2 protein-coding genes are annotated in these 5442 nt (G+C 69.5%); both read right to left on the bottom strand.

From position 1 onward, the window contains the following. Positions 1-572, bottom strand: a 572-nt coding sequence (locus ABZX92_RS44935; protein WP_355572173.1) for a type VII secretion system-associated protein, incomplete at its 3' end; no start/stop codon positions are given. 97 nt (positions 573-669) lie between these two features. Continuing rightward, the gene (locus tag ABZX92_RS44930; RefSeq protein ID WP_355572171.1) at positions 670-5361 is read right to left on the bottom strand and encodes a hypothetical protein; all 4692 of its coding nucleotides are present in this window, start codon (positions 5359-5361) and stop codon (positions 670-672) included. Positions 5362-5442 lie beyond the last annotated feature (81 nt).

The raw sequence follows: 5442 nt of genomic DNA, 5'->3' as shown, positions 1-5442 counted from the left end.
AGGTTCTCGGCGAAGACGCTGCCGATCAACCGGATCGAGGCGGGTCCGCCGGGGTTGATCAGCACGTCTACCTCGTGTTCTCGCAGCAGGTCGCCCAGTTCCGCCGCGGTGACCTGGGCGCGCCAGTTGTCGGTCTGCACGCGGAACCGCTGTGCCGGGGCCGTCGACACCAGCAGCGATGGCACGTCGTCCGGCGACGGCGCGATGATCGGCCGCCCGTCCTCGTCCAGCGCCACGTCGAACACGCTCTCCCTGATCACCGCGAACAACGCGTCCGAGTCGACTTCGCCCCGCACCAGCAGCTGCAGCGTCGCGTCCACCGGGTCCGTTGGCGATCCCGGCTGGGACGGGCGGTAGTCGGGGTTGGCGCTGAACGGCCCGACCGTGCCGTCCGCGGTGACCAGCCAGCCTCCGACAACAGCCTCTATCGGCGGCCCCTGGACCTCCACGTTTTCGGCGTCCGCCACTTCCACGTCGTCGGCGTCCTGGCCGGTGTTGTGCGCGGCGGGTTCTGGAGCCGGCCAGGCCGGGTCGATCAGGAACACCCATTGGTCATCGCCCGGCGTGGTCATGTCGCATCCTTTCGTCGAATCCTTCGTCGGCACGTCGGTGTGCCTGCCTGCCACGAAAGCCAAAAGTGCCGCCAGCTAATCCTGGTGGCCCCTCGTGTCATGGCCAGCGATCAAACACACTCGGCATCGCCGCGAGCGCCTCGGGGTTGCGGTCAACCGCGAGTATTTGCAGAGCGGTGCGCGCCGTGTTGACGCCGGCCAGCGAGGCCGCCACCAAACCCGCGACGTCCACGATGCGCACCAGCTCGGCGACAGCGTCGTTGTCGCCGTCCTTGGCCAGGTTCACGAGTGCGGTGTGTGCCGCGGCGAACCCATTCTCGGCTAGCGTCACCAGCCGGGGCACGTCCCTCGGATTCTGGTTCAGGAGCGCCTGCGCCGCGAGGGCGTTTCCGTCACGCGCCAGTCCGAACAGCGCGGAGGTCGCGGCCTCGGTGCCCGCTATGACCAGGCCCTCGATGTCCGCCGCTCGGGTCAGCTCACCGATGGCGTTGGCGCTGCCCTCCCGAGCCATCGCGCGCAGCTGCTCGCGCGCCTCGGCGACATCCGCAGACGCCAGCTCAGCGAGGGCGGGCATCTCAGTCTCGTCGCGCGACAGGAAGAGCCGCAGCGCTTCGCGGTTCCCCTGGCGGGCCAAGTCGACCAGCATCGTATGCGCGAGCTGGACGCCGGTGTCCTTCATCTTGATCAGGGCCGCCACGTCACCGCGGTCACCGCGCTCCTGGACAAGGGTCTCGCTCGCGACGACCTTCACCTTCACGCGGGCTGACTCGGCCTGGTCGGCCGTCCACGGTTCTGCGACCGCGGCGAGCTCCACGAGTCGCACGAAGTCCTGGACGGTCCAGCCCGCGGCGAGGATCGCCCCCTGCTGCTTGAACACCCACACGCGGGCGCGGACACGCTCTTCGAGTTCAGCCAGGGTGGCACTGGCGCGTTGCATCCCCTTGGCCCGCGCCTCCTCTTCGGCTTCCGCGTTCCACTCCGACAGCGCAATCGGGCCGTAGCCGGTGAGCTGCATCACCGGCAGCGGGCGATCCGGATCGCTGTGCTCGACCAGGATCTCCGCGACCAGGATCGCCAGTCGGTCGAGTTCGCTGCTGTCCGTGATCTGGCCGGCCGGCCAGAGGTCCGTCTTCGGGGCCGCCGTGTCGAAGTGGAAGACGGTGTCCAGCGCGCTGAAGTCCCACACCGGGCTCGTGCGCGCGCCCGGCCCGTCCAGCCGGACCGGCCTGCGGACCTCGCCCTGCACGTAGTCCCACTCCGCCTTGCCGGTCGTGGTGAACGGGTCGCCCTCCCCCCGCACCCGCGTCGAGTACCGCACCCAACGGGACAACCCGAACCGCCCGCCGCGCCTCTCAGTCCCCCTCCCCGGACCCGCGTCCACCAGATGCCCGTAACCGACCTCGGCCAGCACATTGAGCACCTCCTGCGACAGCCCCCTGACCCCGACCCCCTGCCTCAGCTTGTAGAGGCGTTGCCCGAGCGGGAAACGGTGCCCGCCTTCCACCGGCACCCGCATGGCCTGACTGGGCAGGCCGCGTTCGCCGGTCCCGTCCCAGGCCGGCAACAGGCCCGTGGTCATGGCGGTGGTCAGCGCCTGCAGATAGTGATCCTCAGTCCACCCGCCCTCGGGAACCGCCGGCCGCAGATGCCCGTAACCGGCCTGGTCCAGCGCCTGCCGCACCGCCTGCGTGCCCTCTCGGGACTCGCCGCCGGCAGATGCCCGTGACGGGCCTGGTTCAGCGCCTGCCGCACCGCCGGCGCGCCGCCCCTCGACCCCGGCTTCCGGCCCCGTCCTCCGCAATTCCACCACTGCGGTGATCTGATCGCGCAGGCCGGGATGTGCGATCGAGATGTGCCGCAACGTCTCCCCGACCACAAGATCCGGCTGATCGTGCCTGTCCTTCACCAGGTCCAGCAGCGTCCACAGACGCACCAAGCCGCCGTTCTCAGACACCACGGCTTGGGTGTGCTTGACCATCTCCTTGATCAGGGCGATCGTGGCGCCGCGGTCGCTGGTGGACAGCAGCTCCACACCAGGCTTCGGTTCGGACGGCGCATAAACCCAGTCCGCCTCGAGCGATCGCCGCAGCTCCGCCACATCGTCGCTAACAGACGCCGGGAAGAGGTTGAGGTGGCCACCACCGGACACCACCAGGGCAGACGAGCCCTGCCGGTCGAGCACGACTTCGGCTCCATGCGTCGCCGCGGCCACAATCGCGCCGGCAAGCGTGCCCTTCAGCGCCAAGGCGAGGTCGAAGACGACCCCGTGCGTCGCCGCGGCCACAATCGCCTCGCTCAGTGTGCCCTTCAGCGACTCGGCGAGGTCGAAGGCGAACCCGCCCGCATGGTTGAGCGCTCCGGCGAACGGCGTGACCAGCAGCGCCGGCCTGGATGTGAACTCGTCCCGCAGGTGCCCGGCGACGAGGGACGCGAACGCGGCTCCGTCCAGCCGCACCTCACCGATCGACTCGACGGTCACCACCGCGGTGTTCTGGTCGGTGTCCACCAGAACCAGGTCGAAACCACCCACTCTGGGGCCGCCCTGGGTGCGGTCGGTGCCCTGCTCAGTCAACACGACTTCCTGGACACCGGAAATCGCCAGAGCGTCGAGTACCTCGGGCGACCAGGTGCCAGTCAGGGATGGGAAGACGAGCCCGCGGCGGGTGTCGCCCGAACTCAGCGGCACCATGTGGACGTCGGCGAGAGGAAACCGCCGCTCCCGGCCGGCGGCGTCCCGCCCCGAGACCACACGCCTGTTCCAGTCCGCCACCTCCCGCAACTGCGAGTACGACACACCGCCCAGTTCCTCGGCGGCCGCGAGTCGTTCGATCGACCGCGAGTCCGAGCCGCCCAGGAGATCGGCAACGTGCGCACCGAGCTCCTCAGGCCTCGCGGCCACACTCCACGTGGTCCCCAACACCGCTTGCCCGCCGATCTGCACCGTCACGTGGGCATCGGCGTCGGCGTCGGCGCGGAGCACCTGGACCCGGAACCCGTCACCGCCCTTCGGGCGTTTCGCATCGAACGCCCGGTCCACGCCGATGACGAGGTTGCGCCACAACGCCGCCCGCTGCGCTGGCGAGATGTCGTCGGCGAAGTCCAACCGGATCTTGAGCTGCACCTCCCGCATCCAGACGCCGGGATAAACCTCGACCCGCCTGACGTCGTAACCGACCCGCCCGTCCCTCGGCTCGACGGTGTACGCCGGCACGAGGTACCGCACCTCGTCGAGCTCCGCCACGTCCACCGGCGCGGAAGCAAGCAGCGACCACAGGCCTGCCATGGTCCTCACGTCGTACCGCTTCTGTGCGACCGCGAGCAGCACCACGTCCACCACATCCGGGCCCGCCACATCCGGGCCCGCCATACTGCGGAGCTTGCGGAAGGCCGCGAGCATGGCTTCTGCGGGCGAGCGACCTATGGTCTCCTTGTCGGCGGCCGTCATCAACGCCAAGACGCGCATGCGGTCGTCCAGCGAGAACACCCCAGCGCCGCTGTTCGCCGCAGGCTGATACTTCCACCTTTGCCCGTGCGCTGCGGCCAGCTCGTCTGCCACCGCCTCCTTGTCGACGGCACCACCGAAGATCCGAACGTGTCCGCCGTCCGGAACCACCAGTTCCCCCTCGTACATCGAGGCCGGCTTCGTGCCGATCGCGACCCGGCGATTGTGGCCGAGCTCCGCCAGACTCACCTGGAGGGAGGCAGCCAGCTGCTCATGGCCCGACTCGCCTTCGCGTGGCACGGACTCGATGACCGCCAGGAAGATCACCGCGCCGTCCCGATGACCGTCGAGCGCTCCAAAGAACTGGAGCAAGTGAGCGAGCGAGAACCCGTCCACCCGGACCTCACCCACACCCGGCACGTGGATCACCGCCCGGCCGCGCGTCACCAGCACACCGACCACCAGAACGTCCCGCAAACTGAGGCCATCAGCCACAGGCGGAATCCAGTAGTAGTGCCGCTCATCCCGTCTCCAAATACGGGAATGCTGCTCTTCGACACGCACACGCACGGGCTCGGGGCGCTCCAGCCAAGATGCCAACCCCACCTCCTGGGTCTCGGGGAAGAGATCCAGACGAACCAGCAGGCCGTTGTGGCGCAGCAAACGGTGAGGCACCTGGCCCGCCGGCACGCGGACATCGCCGCCGAACAAATTCTTGACGCTGCCCAGCACGACGGGACCGGTGTTCTGCCCGCCGGGCTTGTCCTCCATGGCCCAGACGTCGGGGCCGGGCTGAGCAGCCTGGCCGGTGACAGCCTCGGTCGGCTGGGTCTGCACGAGCTGCCCGAAGACTGGTTCGGACGCGGTCGTCGCCGGCTCGGCACTGGTGGGGTCGGCGTCAGCCCGGTCGGCAGGGTCGGTGTCGGCGGGCTGGGCCTGCGCGGCGATGCCGGCCGCAGCCACGAGCGCCACCACCGCCGGATCGTCCCTACCCGCCAAGGCCAGCTCGGCCGCGATCCCGTCGACCACCTGAACGAGCACTGGGACGTGCACAGTCCCGACGGCTGGGCGCGCCGTCAGGAACCCCTCCAAGTGCCCTGCATGGGCAAGTAGCTCAAGAGCCTGCGCGATCCGCTCAACCTGGGCCTTCGCCTCAGCATCCGGCCCCGTCACGGTCGACATCACGCCGAACAACACCCGGCCTGCCGCATCACCGTCGCCCGAGCCCGTCAGCAGCACGTTGGTGACACCGAACAGGTCCACCAGGTCGTGCGCCTGAGCGAGCTCGGCCGCGCGCCGCACGGCGGAGTCGACACCGTCCTGCAACTGAGCCGCAACTACCCGCACGGCTTCTCGCATCACGGACTGGTGCGCGACCGAGCGAGCCTGGGACGCCAGCGGCTCCGCGTGAACCCGAGACACCAACGG

Origin of the sequence: Lentzea sp. NPDC006480 (genome assembly GCF_040611995.1) — a bacterium.
Taxonomy (GTDB): Bacteria; Actinomycetota; Actinomycetes; order Mycobacteriales; family Pseudonocardiaceae; genus Lentzea.
The sequence above is the reverse complement of the archived record's forward strand: the minus strand, read 5'-3'. Positions and strand labels throughout refer to the sequence as shown.